Origin of the sequence: Rhodococcus indonesiensis, from assembly GCF_047782815.1 — a bacterium.
GTDB lineage: Bacteria > Actinomycetota > Actinomycetes > Mycobacteriales > Mycobacteriaceae > Rhodococcus > Rhodococcus indonesiensis.
In genome coordinates, this window is record NZ_CP180630.1 from 5,080,879 (window position 1) to 5,103,435 (window position 22,557).

The following is a 22,557-nucleotide window of genomic DNA, read 5'->3' on the forward strand; positions in this document are numbered from 1 at the left end:
GTGGCCGGCGCCACACATGTCAACGGGTGTCCGTCAGAGCGCCGTCAGAACCTCGAAGTCGACGCCGTCCGCAATGGACAGGTGAATCCGCTGCCGAGCCACTCCGTTTCGGAACTCGACCGTGCCTCGAGGTCCGTCGAACGCCGCCCCGTCCACCACGTCGTCGAGAGCGGCCGTATCCGCCGTTCCGGCGCGGGCCACGAGACCGGCCAACGTGTTCATGCCTTCGTAGCAGGACTCGGCGGCATTGTTCAGCGCGGGCGCGTGCGGCCCGTGCATCGCCACGTACCCGGTGAGCAGATCCATCGCGTCGGCGCCGGCCAAGGACCGGAAGTAGGAGGCGGCGACGTAGAGGTTCTCCGTCGCCGCCGGCCCACTCGCAAGCAGCATGTTCTCCTCCATGAGTGGGCTGAATCGGACGACCCGATCGGCGAGCCCTCGCCGCGCGAAGGCCCGGTTGAACTCGACAGCATCCTGGCCGACCAGGAGCATCACCACCCCGTCGCACCGGGAAGCCGCGACCGCGTCCACGACATGTGTCATGTCGGCGCGCCCGAGGTCGACGAACGACTCGCCGACGATCTGCAGGTCGAACTCGCGCGCGAACATGCGTATCGCACCGAGGGAACCGCGGGGCCATACGTAGTCGTCCCCGACGACGAACCACCGACGCGTCCCCACGTTCTCCCGCAACCATTTCAGCGCAGGTCCGATCTGCTGCGCGGGGGTCTCACCGCAGCAGTAGACGCCACCACGACTCTCACCGCCCTCGTAGAGGGACGTGTAGGCGTACGGAACGCGGCCGGTCACCACCGGGGCGATGGCATGACGCACGGACGAGATGTGCCAGCCGCTGACCGCATCGATCGAACGAGTGGCCACCAGGCGACGAATCTCGGCGGCGATCCGCCGAGGGTCGCCACCCCCGTCGACGATCTGGACACAGACCTCGCGACCGAGGACGCCACCCGCCGAATTCAGGTCGCGCGCGGCCAACTCGCTCACCGCTTCGCAGGACGGGCCGAACAGACCGGCCGGCCCCTGGAGCGGTACCACCATGGCCACACGCCACTGCGACGCGCGTGCACGATCGAGCAACGCGCTCACGTCGGTGCCCCCACGGCACCGCGGGTCACGACCCGCACGTCGGCTATCATTTCACTTGGAAGTATTATTGGTGAGACGTGGACTGTGCAATAGCTCGGGGGCTGTCATGTCGGACAAAGGTGTTGCCACATCGAGGGAAGCATCTGCGACGACCGCGCTCGTCCTCGCCGCACGCCTCGCCACGCAGTCGATCGAGGCGGTCCTCTCCTCCGACGAACTCAACATGGACCACTTCCTCGTGCTCGAGGCACTCGCGGTCCGGCCGGGACTGACGATGGCCGAACTGCGCGATCGGACCCACACCCCGGCGCCGACACTCACCCGGGTCGTCGACCGCCTGGTCTCCGTCGCGGCGGTGTACCGCGAGGCCGACGCCCACGATCGCCGGAAGACCCGGGTCTATCTGAGTGTGCGGGGCAGGAAACTCTTCGACCGTCTCTCCGCGTCCGTGCGCGACGTCGAGCAGGCATGGCCGGGACCACTTCCGGGCGGTCTACCTAGTGACGTGCACCCGATCCTCGCCACGTTGGAGGAGGCCACCACCCGCGAACCTCGTGGCCGAATGTCACATGGGTTCGATCGAATCGACCCGATGTGACATTCGGTCCGGGGCAGGTGCGCGGGGCTCAACGCTCGAGCCTCGCTCGCAGCAGGAAGGTGTTGTAGTCCGACCACGTCGAGAGCATGAAGTACAAGTCCTCGTCCGTCGACCACGGATGCATGAATCCGCCGTACAACTCGAGGTGCTGCTCCACCCCGACCAGGCGTGCGCTCTCCGACCACATCCCCTGGGGTGACGCGGCCTCGCGCACGACGATCGCGGCCTCGGCGGTGTCGAGGTACGTCATCTGCCAGCGGTCCGCGGCGGCGTCGTAGCGCACGGACAACTCTCCGGCGGGACCGTGCACGACGGGCGTCGCCGCGGTGTATCCGCCGACCGGCGTCCAGGTCCCGTCGCGCCAGTACTGGTAGGCGCCGGGCTCGAGCACCCGGTCCTCGGGCACCCGGGCCAGTGCCACCGAGCCGAGCCGGGTGTTCGGGGTGCCGAACAGGTACACGTAGCCGTGCGCCGGCACCGCCGCAGCCACCTGGAAGTTGGTGACCCCGAAAATGTTGTCCCACTTCGCATGCGGATCCTCGACCCAGGTGGAACCACCGTCGTCCGAGTAGGCGATGCCGCCGTGGTTGGTCCACCACGTGCCGGGGATGCTGTTCCACGTCCGGATGGACATGTACGTCAGGTACTGGCGGCCACCGATCGCGAATCCCGACGTCGGGATCGTGGTGATCTCGACGTTGTCGAGCTTGCGGCTGCCGAGGATCTCCGCGGCGTGGCACCGCGAGTCCTGGATCATCGAATCGAAGCTCATCCCGTCCGTCAGGTCGCGGTCGGTGGAGAAGGCCAGCACGTTGCTGCGCCAGTCCCCGCCCTGCCCGCCCGGCGGATGGAAGCCCTTGCCGACGGTGTCACCGAACGCGACGGCGATCCGGCCGGGCTCCGACTCCCACATGAGGCCGAGATCGGTGCCGTACACCTGCCAGCGCTTGTCCGTCCGATTGACGGACCCGGCACCGGTCTGCTTCGCCACCGTGGTGACCTCGACGACCCGCGGCGTCGGGGGCGCGGGGATCTGCGCGGCGGGCTCGATCGGCGGGGCCTCGGGCGCCGGAGGTGGCGGCGGCGCGGCGCCCTCCCCGGGCACCGGGATGCCGAGGTGGAAGGGACTGGGCTTCAAGGCGATCCGCGGGAAGACCGGATCCGGATCAACCGGCTCGTCGGTCAGGTCCGGGCACGGATCCGTGCACGGATCGACCGGCAGCGGCGGTGGATCGATCCGCACCGGGTCCGGTTCCGGCGCCGGGTACGGCACGGTGGTGATCACCGGATAGGGCACCGGGATGTCGAGGTCCTTCGGGATCACCGACTCGTGCTGCCACGTGTCGCTCGCACACGGGCCGCTCCCCGGCACCCCGTCCGTCGCGGGCTCGTCGGCGCGGGCCGGCGTCGCCGCCAGCACCGCGACGAGCAGCGCGATCGCCGGCGCCTGCCGTCTCATGGGTTCCCCTCCCGTGCGTCACGTCGCCGGCCGGACCGGCGCCGCACAGGAGGGTACCGCCACGGCGGCGCGACGGCGCCGCACGCGGATATGCGTCTTTATATCCCTGTCTCGGGGCATTGCGAGAATCCCGAAGAATTCCGAATCAACGAAAGTCCCCGGGCGTGTACTCACGGGGCTCCACCAGCACGAGCCAGTTGCCCGAGTTGTCCCGGAACACGGCCTCGACACCGTAGGGCCGCTCGGACGGCGGCTGGGTGAACTCGACCCCCTTGGCCGTGAGCTCCTCGTACGTTTTGTGGCAGTCCGCGGTGCGGAGCCCGAAGCCGCCCATGGTGCCGTCGGCGAGCGCGCGACGAATCGCCTCGGCCATGTCCGGGTTCAGGGGTGGGCCGGGCACCATCAGCGTCACCTCGAGTTCCGGGTGGTCCGGGTGCGCGACGGTCACCCAGCGGAAGCCCTCACCCATCGTCACGTCGGCGGTCTCCACGAACCCCAGCGTGTCGAGGTAGAACTTCTTCGCCGCGTCCTGATCGGTGACATAGAGGGTCACCAGGGAAATGTTCGTGATCATGGCGTGTCCTCCGGATCGGTGATGTGGCACGTCTCGACGGTAGAGCGACGGGCACGGTGCAAGCTTCTCCGAAATTGCGGAGTTCAGCGGAGGTCGCTCAGACCGTGCATGAACACCCAGCAGCCCGGGATGCGAGGCGCCCCGGACTCGGCGAACGCGGCCTGATACTCACTGGGGGTGACACCGACCAGCTGACGGAACCTGGTGCTGAACGACCCGAGGCTGCTGTACCCGACGAGGTGACAGACCTCCGTCACGGTCAGGTTCGTCGCGCGCAGCAGATCCTGCGCCCGCTCGATGCGGCGTTCGGTGAGGTGGACCCCGGGCGTCTTGCCGTACACGGCGGTGAAACAGCGCAGGAAGTGGTACTTCGAGACCCCCGCGGCGGCGGCGAGCCCGGCGAGGTCGAGAGGCTGCGCGTACTCCCGGTCCGCGAGATCACGGGCCCGGCGCAGGTGCGGCAGAAGCTCCTCCGGCACGCGGCGCGACATGCGGCCAGTATCGCAGCGCCCCACGACAGGAGTTTCTGCCCGTGTCTACGCCACGGAGTAGAAACGGTGATTTCATCGCGACGCCATGACGCACGCCACACACCGGAACCACCCGAACAGGACAAAGCGGCCGGAAACGTGCTGGGAGGCCGGGCAACCCGCGTATCCGGCCCCGAAGGCAACGATTGTGTAACGTATCCGAGAGTTCCTGTCCCGACAAGCGGAGGTGATCGTCCGTGCTGCTGTCCGAAGTTCGCGCCCGGCCCGGGTACTCGCTGCTCGTGGGGGCAGGGCTGCTCGTGTCGGCCGTGGTCGCAGGCATCCACCTCGAGAACGCTGTCACCGGATACCTGATGGACCTGTCCGTCTTCCGCGACGCGGGGTGGGCGTTCCTGCACCACACCCCCCTCTACACCGAGGGCTTCCACACCAGTTCGGGGTTCCGCTTCATCTATCCGCCGTTCGCGGCGTTCCTCTTCGCCCCGCTGCCCCTGCTGAACGCGACGTTGATGCAGGTGCTGTGGACCGCAGGGCTGATCGGCCTAGTGTGGTGGGTGCTGAAGGTCTCGCTCGAGCACATGGACGTCCGTCGCGCGAACCTGGTCGCGACCGCCGGTCTGGGCGTGGCGCTCTGGCTCGAACCGATCCACTCCAACTTCCTGTTCGGGCAGATCAACATCCTCCTCATGGCCCTCGTCGTCGCCGACGTCCTCGGCGTGATCCCGCAGCGGTTCCGCGGCGTCGGAATCGCCCTCGCCGCCGCGATCAAGGTGACCCCGGCCGCGTTCGGTGTGCTGTTCCTGCTCCGCCGGGACATGCCGTCGGCGGCGCGTGCCTTCGGCGCGTTCCTCGCCGTGGCGGGCTTCGCGTACTGGCTCCGCCCGGAGTCCTCCGTGTACTTCTGGACCACCGAGGCCTGGGCCACCGACCGGGCCGGGAATCAGGACTTCTTCCGTAATCAGGCGCTCAGCGGGCTGCTTGCCCGGCTGGGCCTCGAGGGTCACGCCTACACCGCAGTCTGGCTCGCGGGCGTCGCACTCGTCGTCCTCGGGGCGCTGTGGGCCGCCCACCGCTTCACCCGATCGGGCGAGCACGTCGTCGCGCTCGGTGTGATCGCGCTCGCGACCCTGCTGGCGGCGCCCATCGCGGTCACGCATCACTGGGCCTACAGCGTGCTGCTCGTCGCGGTCGCACTGGCTCCGCGGTACCGCTCGTGGTGGCCCGTGCTGCTGCCGGCCGCGCTGGTCTTCCTCGTCGGACCCAACTACCTGCTCGAGGACACCTCCACGCACGGCTGGGTCGAGTCGGCCATCCAGCAGACCCTCGGCAACGCGCAGTGCGTCACCGGTCTCGCGGTACTCGTCGCGGCGGTCGTCGCGGCACGGTCCCGCCGTCCCGGCACGGTGCCGGCACCGGCCGGCGCTCGCCCCGCTCAGCTCCAGAACGCCCCGGCCAGGACGTAGATCGCGGTTCCGGCGACGGTGCTCAACGCCGCACTCCGCCGCCACAGGTGCACCGCGACGGTCCCGGCGAGACCCAGCACCGCCGGTAGCCACGTCGCCGGCCCGACGTCGCGCAGGGTGTACACCACCAGGATGACCATCACCCCGGCCGGCATCGCGCCGCCGAGGTAGCCCACCACGTCCGACTCCCGCAGCCGGGCGAGCGCGGCGAACGGGACCGCCCGCAGACCCACGGTGACGACGAACATCGCGATCAGGGCACCGACGACGTAGCCGGCGCCCGGTACCGACTCAGGCACGGGCCACCTTGTTGCGGTAGACGAACCGCAACAGCAGATACGCGACGAACAGGCCCAGCGAGATCACCAGCATGCCGTCCTTCGACACGGTCATCCCGACGAGGCCGCACACCAGTGCGGCGGCCGACGCCGGCAGATCGCGCCCGAGACGAAATGCGTCGAGCGCGAGCACGGCGAACAACGCCGTGAGGGCGAACTCGAGGCCCGACAATCCCGCGGGCAGCGCCGCTCCGAGCAGGGCGCCCGCGGTCCCGGATGCGACCCACAGCAACTGGCACGTCGCCGCGACCGCAAGCATCCGCGCGCCGGTCAGCCCGTCGCGGCGCTTGGTGGCGACGATGGCATAGGTCTCGTCGGTGAGTGCGTAGACGCCGTACGCCCGCCCGAGCCGGCTACGGATCTTCTCCAGTGGAAAGGACAGTCCGTAGAACACGTGGCGGAAGTTCACCAGCAGAGTCGCTGCCGCGATCGACGCCACCGGAGTCACCGCACCGATCAGGCCGACGGCGAGGAACTCCATCGAACCCGCATAGATCACCGTCGAGAAGAGCGGCGCCCACCACCAGTCGAAGCCCGCCTGCGTGAGCACGACCCCGAATGCAAGGCCGAGCGGGATCAGGCCGAGACCGACTGCCCAGGAGTCGCGGACACCAGTGCGGATCTCGGAGCGACGGCCATCTGCCATGGCTCCAGGCTATGGGGTGACCTGCTCGCCCTGCGCAGCAGGATGCGACGTTCCTCTTCCGACATCCCACCCCAGGTGCCGTGCCGCTCCCCGGCCTCGAGTGCGTGCCGGAGGCACTGGGTCAGCACGGGACAGGACTGACAGATTCGCTTCGCGGCGCGGACGCGGTCGGTGCGCGCCTCCCCACGCTCGTTCTCCGGATGGAAGAACGTCGCGGCGTCGGCGTCCCGGCAGGCGGCCTGCAGCTGCCAGTCCCAGGACTCCGTGATCGCCGGGGGCAGCATCAACAGCTTGGGCGCGGGCATAGGTTCTCCCTTCGTAAGGCGGCTCAGCCGCCGGTGTGTCTTTTGGGCTGCCCTGACCGCCCAAAGGACGCACCGGGGGCGTCAGCCGTGTCAGGCCAGCGCACGCAGGCGCGGCGCCAGATCACGCTCGAACAACTCCAGAAACCGCCGCTGATCGTGCCCCGGCGCATGGAACACCAGATGATTCAGCCCGGCCTTCACATACGCGGCGACCTGCTCGACCGCCTCGTCCGGATCCGACGCCACGATCCACCGCTTGGCCACCTGCTCGATCGGCAACGCATCCGCCGCCGCCTCCATCTCCACCGGATCGTCGATCGAGTGCTTCTGCTCCGCCGAGAGCGACAACGGCGCCCAGAACCGGCAGTTCTCCAACGCCTTCTCCGGATCGGTGTCGTAGGAGATCTTGATCTCGATCATCTTGTCGATCCCACCGGCGTCCCGCTCGGCCTTGCCCGCGCCCTCCGCCACCGCCGGCAACAACTTCTCGGTGTAGAGCTCCATCCCCTTGCCCGAGGTGCAGATGAACCCGTCCCCCGCCCGCCCCGCATACCGCGCCACCACCGGACCGCCCGCCGCGATGTACACCGGGATCCCGCCGGCGGGCACGTCGTAGATCGACGCCCCCTTCGTGGTGTAGAACTCCCCGTCGAAGTCGACCCGCTCCCCCGTCCACAACGCCCGCATCAGCCGCACCGATTCGCGCAGCCGCGCGAACCGCTCCTTGAACTCCGGCCACGCCCCCTCGTAGCCGGTGGCGATCTCGTTGAGCGCCTCCCCGGTGCCGACCCCGAGCATGATCCGCCCCGGATACAGACACCCCATCGTCGCGAACGCCTGCGCGATCACCGCCGGGTTGTACCGGAAGGTCGGGGTGAGCACACTCGTGCCCAGCTGCACCCGCGACGTGCGCTCGCCGACCGCGGTCATCCACGCCAACGAGAACGGCGCATGCCCCCCGTTGTGCCGCCACGGCTGGAAATGATCCGACACCGTCGCCGAATCCATCCCCCGCTCCTCGGCGAGCACCGCCAGCTCCACCAGCTCCCGCGGCCCGAACTGCTCCGCCGACGCCTTGTACCCCAACTTCAGACCCTGCGACACCACGAACTCCTCGTCGTCGGAACCTCGGAAACGGCGGCAGGACGCGCCGCGGCCTGCAGCCGCGAATGCGCGTCCTGCCGTTGCCGTTTCCCGTTACTTGATGGCGAAACCGCGATAGCCGTCGGCTGCGACGTCGTCGCAGATCTCGCGGTAGGTGTTGAGCCCACCGACGTAGGACATGATCACCTGCGGCTTGCCCGGCACGTTGGCGCCCGTGTACCACGAGTTGCCCTCGGGGTAGAGCGTGCCCTTCGCCAGCTCGTTGTTCAGGTCGGTCCAGTCGTGCGTGTACGGCTCGAGCGCCTCGAACCGGCGGGCGCCGCGCTCCTCGAGTCGTTCGATGCAGTCGGCGGTCCACTCCACGTGCTGCTCGATCGCACACACCACGTTGGTGAGCACGTTCGGACTGCCGGGGCCGGTGAGCATGAACATGTTCGGGAACCCGTCGACGGCGATTCCGAGGTACGTGACGGGGCCGTCCTGCCACTTCTCCTGCAGCGTCTGCCCGCCCACGCCGGAGATGTCCATCTTCAGCAGCGGACCGGTGATCGCGTCGAATCCCGTGGCGAGGACCACCGCGTCGAGCTCGTGCTCCACACCCCCGGCCCGGATGCCCTTGTCCGTGAATTCCTCGAGCGGCGCCTCGCGCAGCGACACGAGCTCGACGTTGTCCCTGTTGTACGTCTGGAAGTAATTGGTGTCCAGCGTGATCCGCTTGGCGCCGAGCGGGTGTGTCCGCGGCGACAGGCGTTCGGCGAGCTCGGGGTCCTGCACCACCGCACGGATCTTGCTGCGGAAGAACTCCGCGATGGTCTCGTTGGCCTCCCGATTGGTGAACAGGTCGGGGTAGGCGGCGATGAGGTCGATCGCCCGGTGCCGGTTCCACCGCTCCTCGTAGGTCGCCCACCGCTCCTCCGGGGAGTGATCGAGCGCGCTGACTTCGAGGGTGTCGGTGTACTGGCCCGACGGCGTGGTCTTCGAGGTCGCCTTGAAGGTCTCGATGTTCTCCTTGAACTCCCGCTTTTCGTCCTCGGTGAGGGGACGGTTGCCGCAGTCGAGGCTGAACGCGGGCGTCCGCTGGAATACGGTCAGCTTCTCGGCCTGCTCGGCGACGAGCGGGATCACCTGGACGCCGGACGAACCGGTGCCGATCACCCCGACCCGTTTGCCGGTGAAGTCGACGCCCTCGCTGGGCCAGTCGGCCGTGTGGTACGTCGCGCCGCGGAAGTTCGCCAGCCCCGGGAAATCCGGCGTCTGCGACGTGGACAGACAGCCGACCGCGGTGACGAAGTACTTGGCGACGGCGACGTCTCCGGAGTCGGTGGTGACCGTCCACCGGTCGGTGTGGTCGTCGAACCGAGCCGAGTCGACCCGGGTCCGGAACCGGAAGTGCTTCTTCACATCCAGCCGGTCGGCGGCGAAGTTCAGGTAGCGCAGGATCTCCGGCTGTGCCGGGTAGCGCTCGGTCCACTCCCACTCGTCGATGAGTTCGGGCGAGAACGTGTAGGCGTATTCCATGCTGATGCAGTCGCATCGGGCCCCGGGGTACCGGTTCCAGAACCAGGTGCCACCCACGCCCTCGGCCGCCTCGAAGGCGCGGACCGTCAGCCCCATCGCCCGCAGCCGATGCACCATGTAGATGCCGGAGAAGCCGGCACCCACCACGATCGCGTCGAATTCCTCCGCAGTCTTCTCGAATCCCATGTCAGCCTCCGATGTCATCGGGCGATGTCCGCGCCGGCGAGCGCGTCCTCGACCGCTTCGACGACGTAGTCCATGCCGTCCTTGGCGCCCGGCAGGATGTTCACGAACTGGAAGAAGCCGTGCATCTGTCCGGTGAACACCTTCTCGCGCACGGGGATCCTCGCTGAGCGGAGCGCCTCGGCGTACTTGCGGCCCTCGTCGTGCAGTACGTCGTGCTCGGCGATCAGCACCGCGGCCGGCGCGACACCGGCGAGCGATTCGGCGTTGATCGGGGCGACTTCCCATCGGGTGCGGTCCTTCGCCTCGGGCACGTACAGGTCCCAGAACCACACCATCGCGTCGCGGGTGAGCATGAGCTCGTTCGCGGGATCGAGGTAGCTGGGTGTGTCGAAGTCGCAGTCGATGACGGGGTAGGCGAGGAACTGCAGGGCGAGTTCGGGCCCGTTCTCCCGGACGGCGCGCTGCGCGACGACCGCTGCGAGGTTGCCGCCGGCGCTGTCACCACCGACGATCAGCGGGGCGTCCGCGGCCGCATAGGCGGTCCGGTTCGCCGCGAGCCACTGCAACGCGGTCCAGGCGTCGTCGGCAGCGGCGGGGAACAGATGCTCGGGGGCCAGGCGGTAGTCGACGAGGGCGACGGCGCAACCGGTGCGCTCGGCGAGCTGCCGGCCCAGGGTGTCGTAGCCGTCGAGGCTGCCGACCACCCAGCCACCGCCGTGCAGGTAGACGATCACGCCGCGGGCGTCGTCGACCGGGACCAGCACGCGAACCGGCACCTCGTGTCCGTCGGCACCGGGGACGGTGATGTCGTCGACCCGGGCCATCTCCGGTCCGGCGCCGACCAACTCGATGAAGCCGTCGCTCAGCGTGCGCGCTTCCTGCGGGCTCATCTCGTGCAGCGGAGGACCGCCCGCCTCGGCCATCTGGGCGAGGAACGCGGTGGTGGCGGAATCGAGGGCCATGGCATCTCCTTCGTGTGCAGCATGGGTTTCGACAGACGTCGACAACTCCCGATCGATGCGCAGAGTCGGCGCCCAACGAGTGATGCGCATCACCATAACCATACGCATGATTATTTGCAATAGGTCGCGCGCGGCCTTTATCTATGCGCATGATTGGTCTAGCTTGGAAGAGAGAGTCCGGGGCGTCTCCCCGCATCTGCTGTCTCCCCGCATCTACTACGGAAGGCCACCGACCATGACTGCCGGAAACCAGGACACCGCGCTGCAGAGCCCCATCGACACCGTCGTCTCCGACCGTGCCTTCCTCGAGTGCCCGCGCTGGCACGACGGACGCGTGTGGGTCTCGGATCTCTATCGGCACGAGGTGATCTCGATCGGCGCCGACGGTGCGGTCACCGTCGAGGCCACCCTTCCCGGCGACGAGCCGTCCGGTCTCGGCTGGCTGCCCGACGGACGCCTGCTCATCACCGCGATGGAGTCCGGGCGGATCATGCGCCGCGAGCACGACGGCGAGATCGTCGTCCACGCCGATCTCTCCTCGGTCGCGACCGGCAAGCTCAACGACATGGTGGTCGCCGAGGACGGCACCGCCTACGTGGGCAGCTTCGGCTTCGAGTTCAAGCGCGACACCCCGATCGCGCCGGCCAACCTGATCCGGGTCGCGCCGGACGGATCCTTCACCGTCGAGGCCTCCGACCTCCGCTTCCCCAACGGCATGGTGATCACCCCCGCCGGCACGCTGGTCGTCGCGGAGAGCATGGGCAACAAGCTGACCGCCTTCGACATCGGCGCCGACGGCCGGCTCGACGGGCAGCGCACCTGGGCCGCGTTCGGGCCGGACCTGCCCACCGAGTCGGTCAAGGCCGCGATGAGCGCCGCGGCGGTCGCGCCGGACGGCATCTGCCTCGACAGCGACGGCGCGGTGTGGGTCGCCGACGCTCTCAACCGCCGGGTCATCCGCGTCGAGGAAGGTGGCGCGATCACCGCCGAGGTCGTGTTCCCGACCGGTGTGTTCGCGTGCATGCTCGGCGGCCCGGAAGGCGACACCCTCTACGCCTGCGCGGCGCCGAACTCCTCCGAAGCCGCCCGTCGCCACACGCGCGATGCGAGCCTGCTGGCCACCCGCGTCGGTGCCACCCACAGCGGTCGCCCGTAGGACGGCCCCCAGGACACGGGAAAGGGGCGGCGATTCGTCGAATCGCCGCCCCTTTCCCGTTCGATCAGTACGGCGCGTACGCCGCCGCAGATGCGGGCTGTTCCAGCACGCGGTCCACCGTGATGTCCTTGCGCTCGATGAGCAGCGCGCCGTCGCGCTCGGCGAACGTGTCGGCGTAGCGCCCGTACAGCCGCTGCGTGCCCTCGGGGCCGGCCACCGTCGCCTCGAAGTACGCGTCGACCCGCACCCGGCCGTCGCCCTCGCCGGTCACGCGGACGTTGGTGATCGCGTGACGGGAGAACTCCGCACCGGATTCGGCGAAGGCGCGGTAGACCCCGAGGAACTCCTCCGGCCCCACATCCTCCTTGCCGTTCTGGATGATCGAGACGTCGTCTGTGATCAGCGCGCGCAGTGCGTCGAGGTCACCCCCGTCCACGGCGGACGCGTACGCGTACATCAGGTCTTCCGCGCGGCGAGCGAGTTCGGGTGATACCGCAGTCATGTCGGGTCCTCCGCTTTCGTCGGTGCCGGATGGCGGGGTGCGCCCTCCTTTCGGGCGCACCCCGGTATCCGTTGTGGATCAGGGAAGCTGGATCAGCTTGGTCTCGAAGAACGCATCGAACCCTTCGATGCCGCCCTCACGGCCGAGACCGGACTGCTTGTAGCCGCCGAAGGGCTGCACGACGCACATCGCGTAGCCGTTGACGGAGATCTGGCCGGTGCGCACCCGTCGGGCGATGCTCTGGGCCAGCTCCTCGTCCTTCGCGTAGACGGAGCCGGACAGCCCGTAGTCCGAGTCGTTGGCGATGGCGACGGCTTCGTCGATCGAATCGAACGGGATCACCACCAGCACCGGTCCGAAGATCTCCTCCTGCGCGATCCGCATGTCGTTGGAGACGTCCGCGAACAGGGTCGGTTCGACGTACCAGCCGCGGTCGAGGTGCGTCGGCTTGCCGCCGCCGGTCACCAGCCGCGCGCCTTCCTTCTTCCCGAGCTCGATGTAGTCGAGCACCCGCGTCTGCTGACGTTCGGCGGCGAGGGGGCCGAGGACCGTGTCCTCGTCCCGCGGGTCACCGACCTTCACGCTCTCCATCACCGCCTTGATCGCCTCGACGACCTCCTCCTGGCGCTCGCGCGGGACGATGATGCGGGTGAGGGCGGCGCAGACCTGCCCCGAATGGCCGATGCCACCGAACACCATGCCGGGCAGGAAGGTGTCGAGGTCGATGTCGTCGGCGATGATCGCGGCCGACTTGCCGCCGAGTTCGAGGGTGACCCGCTTGATCCGCTCTGCTGCCCGGCTCATGACCACACGACCGGCCGCGGTGCTGCCGGTGAAACTGATCTTGTCGACGTCCGGGTGGCTGACGAGGTAGTCACCCACCTCCCGTCCGGCCGGGACGACGCTGACGACGCCTTCGGGCAGGCCCGCGGCGTCGAGCGCCTCGGCCAGCATCATCATGGTGACGGGCCCCTCCGGGGCCGGCTTGAGCACCACCGTGCAGCCCGCGGCGAGCGCAGGCGAGATCTTCAGCGAGCCGGTCGCGACCGGACCGTTCCACGGGACCACGACCGCGACGACCCCGATGGGCTCCCGCACGACCTTGCCGTGCCCGCCCTTCCAGGTGCGCTCCTCCTCGAACGCGAAACGCTCGTGGAAGGTGGCCGCGTCGTCCCACATGTCGACGGCGTTCTGGTGGAACAGTGTGGACACCGCTGCGGGAGCGCCCAGTTCGAGAGTGAAGGCCTCGGCCATCTCCGGGATCCGCTTCTTCACCTCGTTTCCGACACGCACGAGGATCTCCGCGCGCTCGGCGGGCGTCATCCGCGGCCAGGGGCCTTCGTCGAACGCCTTGCGTGCCGCCGCGACGGCGCGGTCCATGTCGGCCTCGCGTGCCTCGGGCACGGTCGCGATGACCTCACCGTTGATCGGGGAGATCACCTCGATCAACGCGTCGCTGGACGGCTCGACCCACGATCCGCCGATGAACAGCTTGTCGTAGCTCTTCAACTGGATGGGAGTGGCTGTGGTCATGCTGTGTTCCTCCACTCGACCGCGGACTCTCGCCACGGCGACTCGCTGGATGGGATGGGAGTACTACTTCACTGCCGGCGCCGGCGCCTGCAGGGGCGCCGACAGATCCCGGATCGCGTCCGGATCCACGACGGCACGGCGATCGATCGCCATGCGGGCTTGCACCATGTGACGGGGGGAATCGACGCTCAGGTGCGCGGTGAGGTGCCCGGCGGCATCGAACCAGGCCGCACCCCACTTGCCGTCCGCGCCCTCGCGGACCACCATATCGTCGGATTCGCTTCTGTGTCCGACGAATTGGATCTTGTGCCCGAACTGGTCGCTCCAGAAGTACGGGATCGGGTCGAAGACGGGCGGCGACTGCGGCCGCAGGAGTGCACCGGCGACCGTCGCCGGTCCGGTGCGCGCCTCGTCCCAGTGCTCACCGCCGAGTCGTGTCCCGAACCGGGGCGACCAGCGCATCGCGACGTCGCCGACGGCGAACACCGACGGGTCGGAGGCACGCAACGACTCGTCGACGACGACCCCGCGATCGATCTCGAGGCCCGAGCCGGTCAGCCAGCCCACGTCGGGCCGCACTCCGATACCGGTGACGACGACGTCCGCCGGGAGTGCGGTGCCGTCGTCCAATGTCAGCCCGCCGGGCGTGATCTCGCCGACGCCGGTGCCGCAGCGCAGATCGACCCCGTCCCACCAGGTGTGCAGGCGCTCGGCGACCCGCGTGCCCAGCGGTCCCGCCAGCGGCCGGGGCCCGGCCTCCACGCAGGTCACCGAGCAGCCCAGAGCCAGTGCAGTCGTGGCGATCTCGGCGTTGATCCAGCCGGCACCGACGAGGACGACGCGGGATCCCGGGCGCAGCTCGGTGCGAAGACGCTCGGCGTCCGCGGCGGTGCGGAGCACGAGCTGCCGGCCCGCGCCGGGCAGGGTGACCGGGGCCGCCCCGGTCGCGACGACGAGCGCATCGTAGGATTGCTCGCCGGCGTCGGTGTGCACTACGCGGGCGGCGGTGTCGAGCGACCGGGCGCGGGCACCGAGGCGCAGCTCGACCCCGAGCGCCGCGTAGTCGACGTCGAACGTGGTGTCCTGCGGCTCGAGGAGTACGGACTTGCTCAGCGGCGGCCGGTCGTACGGCGGGGTGGATTCGGCGCAGAGCAGCTCGAGCTCCCCGTCGAAACCTTCGGCGCGCAGCGCCTCACACGTGCGGAGCCCCGCGAGGCCGCCGCCGACGACGACGATTCTTCGGCCGTTGAACACGGCGTTCCCCTGTCCTGTCGATGGATCGGATGGTGCGGTGGACGCGCTCGGCACCCCTCAGTACAGGGTGTAGTCCGACAGCACCCGCGGGCCGGGCGTGTAGGTGGCCGGGATCCGCTGCCAGCCCATGTTGGTGCCCTGGTGCGGGTACCGCTCGAGGGCGGAGAAGTCCACCTCGTAGTCGGGCATCCGCTCGAGGATCTGACTGATGAGCGTCTTGGACATGTAGCGGCCGAGATGCGATCCGGCGCAACGGTGTACGCCGATACCGAAGGCGGTGTGCCGGTTCGGCCACCGTTCGATGTCGATCTCGTCCGGGTTCTCGAAGAGCTTCTCGTCGCGGTTGGCCGACGACCACGACAGCAGCACCCGGTCGCCCTTCTTCATGGGGCAGCCCTGGAAGTCGGTGTCCTTGGTGACGGTCCGGGCGAGCGCCTGGGTGGGCGAGAAGTACCGCAGGAACTCCTCGACGGCGTGGTCCATCAGGCTCGGGTCGTCGATCAACCGCTGCCGCACGGCCGGGTGCTCTGCGAGCCACACGAGGGCCTGGCTCACCAGGGACGCGGTGGTTCCGACACCGCCGGCGAGCAGCAGATCGACGATCGAGTACATCTCGAAGTCGTTGAGCGGACGGCCGTCGACCTCCTGCTGCACGAGGTAGCTGATGATGTCGTCGGTGGGGTTCTCGCGTCGCGCCCGGATGGTCTCGCGCATGCGGTCGCCCAGGTAGGGGAAGTCGACTTCCATCGCATGGCGGTAGTCGTCGCTTCCCGGAATGCCGGCGAGTGCCTGATGGTGCGCATGGGAGTAGCGCTTCCAGTCGGCCAGGTCGAGGCCGAGCCAGTCCACCGTCACGATGGACGGAACGGCGATGACCGAGGTGAGGTCGCATTGCCCGTCCTCGATCACGCTGTCGATGAACCCGGCGGTGTGGCGGTCGACGAGGGCCTTCATCCGCTCGACGGCCGCGGGGGCGGTGATCGGGTTGACGATCTTGCGGTACTTGCGGAACTCCGGGGGATCGAGCTCGATGGGGATGTGGAAGTGCATCGGAGTCTTCGGTATGACGACCGAAAGTCCTTCTCCCCCATATTCGTTACGTGCCGACGAGAACGTCTCGTCGTCGCGGGCGGCCTCGAAGACCGAGTCGTAGTCGCTGAGCACCCAGTACCCGCCGTGCGCCTCCGTCCAGGCGACTCGCTCGTTCTGGCGAACCTTGCGGTACGAGGCGACCGGATCGGCAGAGTGTTCCTGCGAGTTGTGGTCGAAGTTTATGACGGGGCAACGATTGCGGCTGTCCATCGCGTGGACCCTCCTGCGTCGGATCGGGCATCTCCTGCTAATGGTTATAACAGATGATATAGTAGTGTAGATCACACCGCCAGCCCGGCCATCAAATCAAATGTTCAACGAGCTGGCATCCTCGATATCCGGATGACGGAAGGAGCGACCGATGAAGGTTGTTGTCGACGAGAACCACTGCCAGGGCCACGGGCTGTGCTTCATGACCTCCCCGCAGGTATTCGCGCTGCGCGAGGAGGACGGCCACGCGTACGTCCTGCCCGGGGGCGACGACCCGGCCAACGAGCACGCCGCACGCGAGGCCGCCGCGTCCTGCCCCGAGCGTGCGATCTCCGTCGTCACCGAGTGACGACGCCTTTCGATCGGCCGGCACACGACGCAGGAAGGGGCCCCGGATTCGAATCCGGGGCCCCTTCCTGCGCCTGCGGACCGGAGCGCGTCAGCCCAGCGCCTGCGGTGGGCGTCAGCCCAGCGCCTGCGGGGGGCGTCAGCCCAGCGCGCGGTCCCACTGGATGACCTGTTCGAGCAGGTCGGGGTACTTGCGCTGGGCATACCTCCGGTAGGCGTCGATGTGCTCGCGCATGCGCTCCTCGGAGCCGATCTCGTCGCCCTGGGAGAGGGACTCGTAGATCCGGGTGTGCGCGACGATGATCGCCTCGCGCCGGTGCGGCGGGTAGTCGATGCCGATCGCCGTGCCGTCCATGATGCCGAGCAGGGAATCGACCATGTACCCGAACAACGGATTGCCCGAGGACCAGGCGATCAAGTCGTGGAAGCTCTTGTTCGCCTCGAGGAACTCGTACTGATCGCCGAGCGATCCGTGCATCCGTTCGATGGTTTCCTTGAGCTCGACGAGCGTCTCGCCGCTGACGCGCTGGGCGGCCAGCCGGCTGATCATCGGCTCGAGGGCGCTGCGCGCCTCGATGATGACGCTGAACGGGGCGTCCTTGAGCTGCATGAGGAGGATGAGCGAACTCGCGAGGTGGGACGCGTCGGGGTCCAGCATCACCGGCCCGCCCCTCGGTCCCGGCTTGAGCGCGATGACCCCCTGGAATTCCAGCAATCGCAGGGCTTCCCGCAATGTGCCACGGCCGATCTCGTACTTCTCGAGCATGACCCGTTCCGACGGCAGCAGATCACCCGCCGCCAAGTTCTGCCTGGTCGCGTCCCTGATGATGTGCTGCGCCACCACCATGGCCGCTTTCGGCGCCCGTCCTGTGATCATCGCGCCTTCTCCTCCCCGGAGCACCTGCCGGCTCGGGAACGCCGTCCGGATCGGACACTCCCCGCTTCCCGCCGAGCCAAAATAATGCTAACGATTATAACGTACAGTTCGTGTGTCGGGCCCGGAAAGATGCCCCGAGTGAGCCGGCATCTCCCAGGTACCCAGCCGAGCCGAACCGTGAACCTCGATCGAAGGAGTTCCGATGAGCAGCCCCACCTCAACCACCACGAGTGTCGTTCTCGACTCGGTCGACTCGAGCCTGTGGATCCGGCTCAACCGGCCCGAGCGCCGCAACGCGTTCGATGCCGAGATGTGCGCCGTCATGGTCGACGCGCTCCACAACGCCACCGAATACCGCTCGGTGGTCATCACCGGATCCGGTGGGAGCTTCTGCGCCGGTGGATCGCTCGGCCAGCTCAGCCAGCCGACCGTCAAGGAACTGCGCGGCCTGTACCGGTCCTCGCTCGAACTGTTCGACGCGATCCGCACCTGCCCCCGGCCGGTCGTCGCGGCCGTCAACGGTGCCGCGGCAGGCGGCGGCAACGAACTGGTGGTGGCCTGCGACCTCGCCGTTGCCGCCCGATCGGCGACCTTCGGGCAGACCGGCCCCCGCGTCGGTAGCGCTCCGGTCAGCGGCGCCACGAACGTGATGGGCGTGCAGATCGGCGAGAAGCGTGCCAAGGAACTGTCGCTGCTGTGCCGGCGTTACCCGGCGGAGCGCGCATACGAGATGGGCCTGGTGAACGAGGTGGTCGACGACGAGCTCCTCGAGGAGTCCGTCCGTTCGCTGTGCCGCGAGTTCGAGGCGCTGAGCCCGCGGTATCTCGAGATCACGAAGGTCAGTTCGAACATCTGGTGGAACTCCGCCCGGGACTCCTTCAGCAACGGCCTCGGCATGCTCATCCAGGCGATCGGCAGCGCAGACATGGTCGAGGGGGCGCAGGCGTTTCTGGAGAAGCGCAAGCCGCAGTTCCCGCCCGCCGAATAGACACACGTCCGATAATGGTGCACATCAATGTGCACAATCGCGTGCACAATGAGTACAGTGCACATTTCGGATCGACCGGGGAAGTTGCCCGGACGATCCGCCGACACGGCGAGCACCCGCTCCGCCGTGACAGCCTCCGCTTCCCGGAAGTCAGGAGGCCGAGAGGCTGAGGAGGCTTTCGTGGCTGCAATGTCGAGAGGCCCGAAGACGTCGCTGGTGGTAGCGCAGCAGATCGTCCGGGACACGGCGCGAAAAGGCCTGCAGCCCGGGGACCTGCTGCCCCCGGAGAAGGCGATGCTCGAGGAGTACCAGATCGGCCGCGGGACCCTGCGGGAGGGACTGCGACTGCTCGAGTTCCAGGGGATGATCGCCCTGAAGCCGGGCCCCAAGGGCGGTCCCGTCCTCCTCGATCCGGACGCGTCCCATCTGGCGAGCACCATCATCCTGCTGATGCAGCTCCAGAACGCCTCGCTCAGCACCATCGTGGAAGCCCGCACCGCCCTCGAGCCCGTCATCTGCCGCCTGGCCGCCGAGCGGATCAGCGACGAGAACCTGCAGGAACTGAAGCAGTCCGTCGACCGCATGCAGCAGTCGTTCGACACGGCGGACATCGACACGTTCCTGGAGACGAACAAGCAGTTCCACGACGTCATCGCCTGGTCCACCGGGAACGCACTCTTCGGCTACCTGACGGACGCGCTGCTGCGGATCACCGGCGGCACGGTGATGGGCGTCGACCATCCCGCACCGCTGCGGGAGACGACGCTGAAGGCGCACACGCAGATCTACGAGGCGCTGAATTCACATGACGCGGATCTGTCCGAGGACCGGATGCGCGACCACATCAACGAATACGTCCGCTATGCCGAGCGCAAGTTCCCCGAACTCCTGAGCCAGGTCCTGCCCTGGAATCAGGCACTCGGCGGCTGACCACGGCCGTCGGCGACGTCCGACGCCACGGACCCGCGGGCCCGCACCGAGCACCGTCTCGGCGCGGGCCCGCCGTCGTTGCGGGCTCCCATGATTGGTTTCGCAGCCGCACTATTGCTTATATCCATGCGTATGGTTATGGTGATAGCGATCACATGCACACATCGCGATCACATGCGTCGAGCCTGTGCCGGAGCCCTGCACCGGCCGCCGCTCGCGCCTTCACCCCGTCACGAGGAGAAGCCATGAAGACCATCGGAGCGCTGCTGTGGGAGCCGGGAACCCGGTCCGGTTGGAGCGTCGAGGAAATCGAGATCGATCCGCCGAAGAGCCGGGAGGTGCGGATCAAGCTCGCCGCCTCCGGCATCTGCCACAGTGACGACCACGTCGACACCGGCGACATCCCCCTCGACTGGGCACCGATCATCGGCGGCCACGAAGGCGCCGGCGTGATCGAGGAACTCGGCCCCGACGTCACCGGTTTCGAGGTCGGCGACCACGTCGTCCTGTCCTTCCTGCCGTCCTGTGGCCACTGCAAGATGTGCACCATCGGCCGTTCCAACATGTGCGAGATGGGCGCCGGCGTGCTCGGGGGCTACGCACCCGACGGCACGCACCGCATCCACGCCCGCGGCCAGGGCGTCGGCCCGTTCTCCTACCTCGGCACCTTCTCGCCGTACGTCGTGGTCAACATCGACTCGTGCGTGAAGATCGGCAAGGACATCCCGCTCGACAAGGCCGCGCTGATCGGCTGCGGCGTCCCCACCGGCTGGGGCTCGTCCGTCTACGCGGCCGACATCCAGCTCGGTGACACCGTGGTCGTCATCGGCACCGGCGGCGTGGGCATGAACGCCGTCCAGGGCGCCCGACACAAGGGCGCCAAGAACGTCGTCACGATCGACCCCGTCGAGTTCAAGCGCGACCAGGCCAAGATCTTCGGTGCCACCCACACCACCGAGAACTTCGACCAGTGCCGCGAGGTCGTCGATCAGCTCACCGACGGACAGGGCGCCGACGTCGTGATCATCACCGTCGACATCGCCTACGGGCACCTGCTCAACCCCGCGCAGGAGATGACCCGTCGCGGCGGCACCCTGGTGCTCACCTCGGCGGCGCCGGTCACCCAGCGCGACGTGCCGTTCGACCTGTTCACCTTCGCGATGTCGGGCAAGCGCCTGCAGGGCACCCTGTACGGCACCACCACGGCCCGCCGGGACATCCCGCTCATCGCCGACATGTACCGCCGCGGCGAGTTCAAGCTGGACGAGCTGGTCACCAAGACCTACAAGCTCGAGGACATCAACACCGCGTTCAAGGATCTCCGCGACGGCAAGAACATCCGCGGCGTCATCATGTACGACGACTAGATCGGTACACGCGACCGCGCGGGTGACCCGCGCCCGGCGCCCGGGCCGGGACGGAGTCGACACTCCGCCCCGGCCCGTCCGTGTACCTCCGACAGGAACAGAGCCGATGACTGCCTCGAACCTCGCGGAACTCGATTCCGCTGCCCTGAGCCGCCTCGTCGCCAAGGACGAGATCCGGGACCTGGCCGGGCGCTACGCCCTGGCCGTCGACGACCACGACATCGACACCGTGCTGTCGATGTTCACCGAGGACGGTGTCTTCGAGGTCGCCGGCACCGAACTCCGCGGCCGTGAGCAGATCCGACCCTTCTACGTCTCCAGCATGGACCGCTACCACACCATGCTGCACACCCCCGAGATCCACCTCGTCACGATCGAAGACGACTCGCACGCAAGCGGAATCATGACCGGCCACGCCGAACTGGCGGTCCACGACACGCTGATGATGACCGCCTTCCGCTACCGGGACCGATACGTGCGACGGGACGGCGCATGGCTTTTCGAAAGACGCACCGTAGCGTTCATGTACGCGGTACCGTTCGAGTCGATGGGCTCGAGTTTCCGTACCACCAAACGGATTCGGTGGCCCCAGACCCGATACACCGATGCCGACTATCCGGAGTCGGCTCCCACCTGGAACACCTACCGCTGACGGCGGATCGGGCCCGTCGGCGGCCCCGAAGGAGCAGCTATGACAGGACGGGTAGCAGGTAAGGTCGCGTTCATCACGGGTGCGGCCCGCGGCCAGGGACGCAGCCACGCGATCCGCCTCGCCGAGGAGGGCGCCGACATCGTCGCTCTCGACGTCGCCGAGGAGATCGAGAGCGTCACCCGCTTCTACCCCGGCGCCACCGAGGAGGATCTGGCCGAGACGGTGCGCGCCGTCGAGGCCCTCGACCGCCGGATCATCGCCCGCAAGGCCGACGTCCGCAACTTCGACGCTGTCAAGGCCGTCGTCGACGAGGGCATCGCCGAACTCGGCCGGATCGACATCGTCGCCGCCAACGCGGGGATCTTCCTCTTCGGCGACGAGACGCACCTGGTCACCGAACGCGACTGGGACGACGTCCTCGACATCAACCTCAAGGGAGTGTGGCACACCTGCAAGGCCGTCACCCCCCACCTGATCGAGCAGGGCACCGGAGGGTCGATCGTCATCACCAGCTCCACCGCAGGCCTGAAGGGCACGCCGAACGTGGCGCCCTACACCGCGAGCAAGCATGCCGTGGTCGGCCTGATGCGCACGCTGGCACTGGAACTGGGGCCGCACGGCATCCGCGTCAACACCGTGCACCCCACCGGCGTCGCCACGGACATGATCCTGAACGAATCCTGCTTCCGCCTGTTCCTCCCGGACGTGGAGCATCCCACCCGGGAACAGGCCGCACCGGTCTTCGCCACCACCAACGTCCTGCCCGTGCCGTGGATCGAACCGATCGACATCTCCAACGCGGTGCTCTACCTCGCCTCCGACGAGGCCCGGTACGTCACCGGCACCGAACTCAAGGTCGACGCCGGCTACACCCTGCGCTGACCAGGCCGGACGAAC

General features: G+C 68.2%; 24 protein-coding genes. 9 read left to right on the plus strand and 15 right to left on the minus strand.

What is annotated here, in order from left to right:
* Nucleotides 1–33: 33 nt before the first annotated feature.
* Complete coding sequence (locus tag ACM26Y_RS23330; protein WP_416062095.1) at nt 34–1,059, minus strand: substrate-binding domain-containing protein; 1,026 nt, start codon at nt 1,057–1,059, stop codon at nt 34–36.
* A 154-nt stretch (nt 1,060–1,213) separates the two neighbouring features.
* Between ACM26Y_RS23330 and ACM26Y_RS23335 the strand changes: the two genes are divergently transcribed.
* On the plus strand, nt 1,214–1,705 hold the full coding sequence (locus tag ACM26Y_RS23335; protein ID WP_054373201.1) for a MarR family winged helix-turn-helix transcriptional regulator: 492 nt from the start codon (nt 1,214–1,216) through the stop codon (nt 1,703–1,705).
* A 28-nt stretch (nt 1,706–1,733) separates the two neighbouring features.
* On the opposite strand, the gene ACM26Y_RS23340 is transcribed toward ACM26Y_RS23335, so the two are convergent.
* The 3 genes from ACM26Y_RS23340 to ACM26Y_RS23350 all read right to left on the minus strand — a co-directional run bounded on the left by ACM26Y_RS23340 (nt 1,734) and on the right by ACM26Y_RS23350 (nt 4,229).
* Complete coding sequence (locus ACM26Y_RS23340; protein WP_003934547.1) at nt 1,734–3,164, minus strand: DUF4185 domain-containing protein; 1,431 nt, start codon at nt 3,162–3,164, stop codon at nt 1,734–1,736.
* A 145-nt stretch (nt 3,165–3,309) separates the two neighbouring features.
* Complete coding sequence (locus ACM26Y_RS23345) at nt 3,310–3,738, minus strand: VOC family protein (protein WP_054373199.1); 429 nt, start codon at nt 3,736–3,738, stop codon at nt 3,310–3,312.
* Between the two features lie 83 nt (nt 3,739–3,821).
* The gene (locus ACM26Y_RS23350; RefSeq protein ID WP_054373198.1) at nt 3,822–4,229 is read right to left on the minus strand and encodes a helix-turn-helix transcriptional regulator; all 408 of its coding nucleotides are present in this window, start codon (nt 4,227–4,229) and stop codon (nt 3,822–3,824) included.
* 236 nt (nt 4,230–4,465) lie between these two features.
* On the opposite strand from ACM26Y_RS23350, the gene ACM26Y_RS23355 reads away from it, so the two are divergent.
* Complete coding sequence (locus ACM26Y_RS23355) at nt 4,466–5,692, plus strand: glycosyltransferase 87 family protein (protein WP_289382440.1); 1,227 nt, start codon at nt 4,466–4,468, stop codon at nt 5,690–5,692.
* Here ACM26Y_RS23355 and ACM26Y_RS23360 read toward each other — a convergent pair.
* From ACM26Y_RS23360 to ACM26Y_RS23385, 6 genes are all read right to left on the minus strand, one after another.
* Nucleotides 5,662–5,991, minus strand: coding sequence for a branched-chain amino acid transporter permease (locus ACM26Y_RS23360; RefSeq protein ID WP_371383831.1), 330 nt, complete (start codon nt 5,989–5,991; stop codon nt 5,662–5,664). The genes ACM26Y_RS23355 and ACM26Y_RS23360 overlap by 31 nt on opposite strands.
* A complete protein-coding gene (locus tag ACM26Y_RS23365) occupies nt 5,984–6,676 on the minus strand; it encodes an AzlC family ABC transporter permease (protein ID WP_054373196.1) in 693 nt (230 codons plus the stop codon). Before ACM26Y_RS23365 ends, ACM26Y_RS23360 begins: the two co-directional genes overlap by 8 nt.
* Complete coding sequence (locus ACM26Y_RS23370; protein ID WP_416062096.1) at nt 6,607–6,981, minus strand: WhiB family transcriptional regulator; 375 nt, start codon at nt 6,979–6,981, stop codon at nt 6,607–6,609. The genes ACM26Y_RS23365 and ACM26Y_RS23370 overlap by 70 nt, the downstream gene beginning before the upstream one ends.
* Before the next feature lie 90 nt (nt 6,982–7,071).
* Nucleotides 7,072–8,085 carry a glucose-6-phosphate dehydrogenase (coenzyme-F420) gene (gene fgd / locus ACM26Y_RS23375; RefSeq protein WP_416062097.1) on the minus strand — a complete coding sequence of 338 codons (1,014 nt, stop codon included), beginning with the start codon at nt 8,083–8,085 and terminating at the stop codon, nt 7,072–7,074.
* Between the two features lie 93 nt (nt 8,086–8,178).
* Nucleotides 8,179–9,789: a flavin-containing monooxygenase gene (locus tag ACM26Y_RS23380; protein ID WP_003938415.1), complete on the minus strand. Its 1,611-nt coding sequence runs from the start codon at nt 9,787–9,789 to the stop codon at nt 8,179–8,181.
* A 14-nt stretch (nt 9,790–9,803) separates the two neighbouring features.
* The gene (locus tag ACM26Y_RS23385; protein WP_003938416.1) at nt 9,804–10,751 is read right to left on the minus strand and encodes an alpha/beta hydrolase; all 948 of its coding nucleotides are present in this window, start codon (nt 10,749–10,751) and stop codon (nt 9,804–9,806) included.
* A 235-nt stretch (nt 10,752–10,986) separates the two neighbouring features.
* Here ACM26Y_RS23385 and ACM26Y_RS23390 point away from each other — a divergent pair, with 235 nt between their 5' ends.
* Entirely contained in the window at nt 10,987–11,907 is a 921-nt protein-coding gene (locus ACM26Y_RS23390) for an SMP-30/gluconolactonase/LRE family protein (RefSeq protein ID WP_416062098.1), read from the plus strand.
* Nucleotides 11,908–11,971: 64 nt separating this feature from the next.
* Here ACM26Y_RS23390 and ACM26Y_RS23395 read toward each other — a convergent pair whose 3' ends face one another.
* From ACM26Y_RS23395 to ACM26Y_RS23410, 4 genes are all read right to left on the minus strand, one after another.
* Entirely contained in the window at nt 11,972–12,409 is a 438-nt protein-coding gene (locus tag ACM26Y_RS23395) for a nuclear transport factor 2 family protein (protein WP_054374578.1), read from the minus strand.
* Nucleotides 12,410–12,487: 78 nt separating this feature from the next.
* Entirely contained in the window at nt 12,488–13,942 is a 1,455-nt protein-coding gene (locus ACM26Y_RS23400) for an aldehyde dehydrogenase (protein ID WP_416062099.1), read from the minus strand.
* 63 nt (nt 13,943–14,005) lie between these two features.
* Nucleotides 14,006–15,196 (minus strand): NAD(P)/FAD-dependent oxidoreductase, encoded by a 1,191-nt coding sequence (locus ACM26Y_RS23405; RefSeq protein WP_416062100.1) that lies wholly within the window; start codon nt 15,194–15,196, stop codon nt 14,006–14,008.
* 57 nt (nt 15,197–15,253) lie between these two features.
* Nucleotides 15,254–16,498: a cytochrome P450 gene (locus tag ACM26Y_RS23410; protein WP_054374580.1), complete on the minus strand. Its 1,245-nt coding sequence runs from the start codon at nt 16,496–16,498 to the stop codon at nt 15,254–15,256.
* Nucleotides 16,499–16,649: 151 nt separating this feature from the next.
* Here ACM26Y_RS23410 and ACM26Y_RS23415 point away from each other — a divergent pair, with 151 nt between their 5' ends.
* Nucleotides 16,650–16,847: a ferredoxin gene (locus ACM26Y_RS23415; RefSeq protein ID WP_003938422.1), complete on the plus strand. Its 198-nt coding sequence runs from the start codon at nt 16,650–16,652 to the stop codon at nt 16,845–16,847.
* A 138-nt stretch (nt 16,848–16,985) separates the two neighbouring features.
* Here ACM26Y_RS23415 and ACM26Y_RS23420 read toward each other — a convergent pair whose 3' ends face one another.
* Nucleotides 16,986–17,723, minus strand: a complete 738-nt coding sequence (locus ACM26Y_RS23420; protein WP_003938423.1) for a FadR/GntR family transcriptional regulator — start codon at nt 17,721–17,723, stop codon at nt 16,986–16,988.
* A gap of 202 nt (nt 17,724–17,925) precedes the next feature.
* Here ACM26Y_RS23420 and ACM26Y_RS23425 point away from each other — a divergent pair, with 202 nt between their 5' ends.
* From ACM26Y_RS23425 to ACM26Y_RS23445, 5 genes are all read left to right on the plus strand, one after another.
* Complete coding sequence (locus tag ACM26Y_RS23425) at nt 17,926–18,711, plus strand: enoyl-CoA hydratase/isomerase family protein (RefSeq protein WP_054374582.1); 786 nt, start codon at nt 17,926–17,928, stop codon at nt 18,709–18,711.
* Between the two features lie 189 nt (nt 18,712–18,900).
* Nucleotides 18,901–19,641: a FadR/GntR family transcriptional regulator gene (locus ACM26Y_RS23430; protein WP_003938425.1), complete on the plus strand. Its 741-nt coding sequence runs from the start codon at nt 18,901–18,903 to the stop codon at nt 19,639–19,641.
* A 245-nt stretch (nt 19,642–19,886) separates the two neighbouring features.
* Entirely contained in the window at nt 19,887–21,008 is a 1,122-nt protein-coding gene (locus ACM26Y_RS23435; protein WP_289379816.1) for an NDMA-dependent alcohol dehydrogenase, read from the plus strand.
* A gap of 106 nt (nt 21,009–21,114) precedes the next feature.
* Nucleotides 21,115–21,660, plus strand: a complete 546-nt coding sequence (locus ACM26Y_RS23440; protein WP_289379817.1) for an SgcJ/EcaC family oxidoreductase — start codon at nt 21,115–21,117, stop codon at nt 21,658–21,660.
* A gap of 39 nt (nt 21,661–21,699) precedes the next feature.
* Nucleotides 21,700–22,542 carry a mycofactocin-coupled SDR family oxidoreductase gene (locus ACM26Y_RS23445; protein WP_289379818.1) on the plus strand — a complete coding sequence of 281 codons (843 nt, stop codon included), beginning with the start codon at nt 21,700–21,702 and terminating at the stop codon, nt 22,540–22,542.
* Nucleotides 22,543–22,557 lie beyond the last annotated feature (15 nt).